The 2,371-nt window shown below is 38.5% G+C and carries 2 protein-coding genes and 1 tRNA gene; all 3 read left to right on the forward strand.

Translation table 11 applies throughout. From position 1 onward, the window contains the following. Positions 1–536 precede the first annotated feature (536 nt). Positions 537–608, forward strand: a tRNA-Gln gene (locus K737_RS05485). Positions 609–622: 14 nt separating this feature from the next. Next, positions 623–1,654: a thiamine pyrophosphate-dependent enzyme gene (locus tag K737_RS05490; RefSeq protein WP_006301691.1), complete on the forward strand. Its 1,032-nt coding sequence runs from the start codon at positions 623–625 to the stop codon at positions 1,652–1,654. Between the two features lie 116 nt (positions 1,655–1,770). After that, positions 1,771–2,371 (forward strand): hypothetical protein (locus tag K737_RS05495; RefSeq protein WP_035575172.1); only part of this gene is annotated, 601 nt, incomplete at its 3' end.

Raw genomic sequence — 2,371 nt, forward strand, 5'->3', positions numbered from 1 at the left:
TTCATGGCTTGAAAGGTTATTGGCGAGGTTATTGGCACTTTGGCAGCCATGACTGGGGGGTGAAAAGGATTGCACGAATGTGATTGGCGCACTTTTAGGCGGCGTTATTTTGACCGTGAGTCTGTTTCAAACAACTGTAAATATTGGGTTTCAACCGCATGGATGCTGCAAGATTTGATCTCCTAACTTCCTGAAAAGCAGTTGGGGAGCCATGGACAATGCAACCTTTCACAAAATCCAAGGCATGCTAAAGGTCTTGAAGGCTTCAGGAGACACTCCTTTATCTTTTCGCCATTCACCCAGACTAAATACCATTAAACATAAAATGGGCACAGAAAAAGGCATTTAGGCGCACTCCTCTTGGACGCAGTATAGAAACTCTCTTTCACGATATATCCATGCATATAATAGCTTTAGCTAAAAACCAAGGAATTGAATTAGGCCAGTTGTCTTTTTTAATCTATGAAGAAGAGGAGATAAAAAATTCTACGGGGGGTTGCTATTTTTTTTTAAGCACAGTACAATGGGAGAGATTTTGGGGTGTAGCCAAGCGGTAAGGCAGCGGCTTTTGGTGCCGCCATTCCTAGGTTCGAATCCTAGCACCCCAGTAAATTTGAGAGTTATGAAACATAATTACATTGATAATTTTTCTAATAATATTGCTAATGATAAGAGTTTTTTGTTTTCCGCTTCAGAGCTTCTGCAAGTTTTTTCTAAGATGTTGTTTATTCGCAGGTTTGAAGAAGCGTGTGCAAATTTTTATACCCAAGGAAAGATTAGAGGATTTTGCCATCTTTGTATAGGTCAAGAGGCGTTTCCTGTTGCGCTGCAGTGCGTCCGAGATAATAGCAAGGATAGTGTGGTGACTGCATATCGGTGTCACGGTCATATTTTGGCTTGTGGTGCGGATCCTTTGCAAGTTATGCTGGAATTGTTAGGAATGGAAGGTGGAATTTCCAAAGGAAAAGGGGGATCCATGCATCTTTTTTCTCCTGAGCATGGGTTTTATGGGGGGCACGGGATAGTAGGGGCTTCTTCTGCTTTAGGAACCGGGTTAGCTTTTGCGCATAAGTATCGGGCAGACGAAGGAATTTGTATCGCATGTTTAGGTGACGGCGCAACAAATCAGGGACAATTTTTTGAGTCGATGAATATGGCGGCGCTTTGGGGGCTTCCTATCTTGTACGTAATTGAAAATAATTATTATTCTATGGGAACTTCTGTGGAAAGAGGGTGTGCAAACTCAGGCATGCTTTATACTCGGGGTGCTTCTTTTGGAATTCCAGGATATTTCTGTCAAGGAGACGATTTTTTAGAAGTGTTTAGCTGTCTTAAGGATCGTATAAACGAAGTTCGTCAAAAAAAAGGTCCTGTAGTGTTAGAAGTTCGAACTCATCGATTCAAGGGGCATTCTATGTCTGATCCAGGGAATTATCGTTCAAAAGAAGCTTTAGAGAAAGCTAAAAAAGATAATGATCCTGTAAAGAATCTAAAAACGGTGTTGCAAGAGGGTTACGGAGTTTCTTTGGAGCATATTAAGGCTCAAGAAGTTCAAGTAAAAAATGACCTTCAGGATATTTTTTATTGTATAGAAAAAGCTCAGCAGTTTTCTGATGATTACTTATGTGAGCATGTGTATTGTGTTAAATCTTAGATAGACTACCTAAAGATTGAAGTTTCTTTTGTGTATGGGGGGGGCTTGCTTTTTTGTGCACATAAAAAAAATTGTTTTTTGATATATTATTATTGAGTTTTTTAACGTATATAAAAATGAAATATATCAGTGGAATTTTATTTATAACAATCGCAGGTTCTTCTTTTCTGAGTTTCAGTAAAAGCATTGCAGGTGAACTTGAAGATCAATTTCCCGCTAAAGAGCCTCTTGCTTTAGAAAGAGAAACTTTTCTTGAAGGTTCGTACCGTGATTCACAAAAACCAAAAGTTAAAAATTTAAAACAAGATAATAAAAGTAAATTCGTACTGGTAAAGCATTCTGAAGAAGCTAATGAATTGAAAAAAAATATTAGTGAAAAAGACGCTGAATCTCAAAATAAAAGTGATTTCTATCGTCAAGACTTAAGTAAAGTAGTTGAAGATAAGAAAGAAAAAAATTCAAGTATATATTCAAACTTAAGTGCACACGCAAGAAAAATAGTAGAAGAAGATCTTAAAGCTCAAGATGAAAGATTTTCTAAGCGACTTGCTGATCGACGTGCGCGTGCTATAAAAAAACATTCTAGCCCTCTCGATCAAGACAGGCAGATTCCAAGAAGCTCTGATCAAGACAGGCAGATTCCAAGAAGCTCTGATCAAGACAGGCAGATTCCAAGAAGCTCTGATCAAGATAGGCAGATTCCAAGAAGCTCTGATC

The sequence above is a fragment of the Holospora undulata HU1 genome (assembly GCF_000388175.3).
Lineage (GTDB): Bacteria > Pseudomonadota > Alphaproteobacteria > Holosporales > Holosporaceae > Holospora > Holospora undulata_A.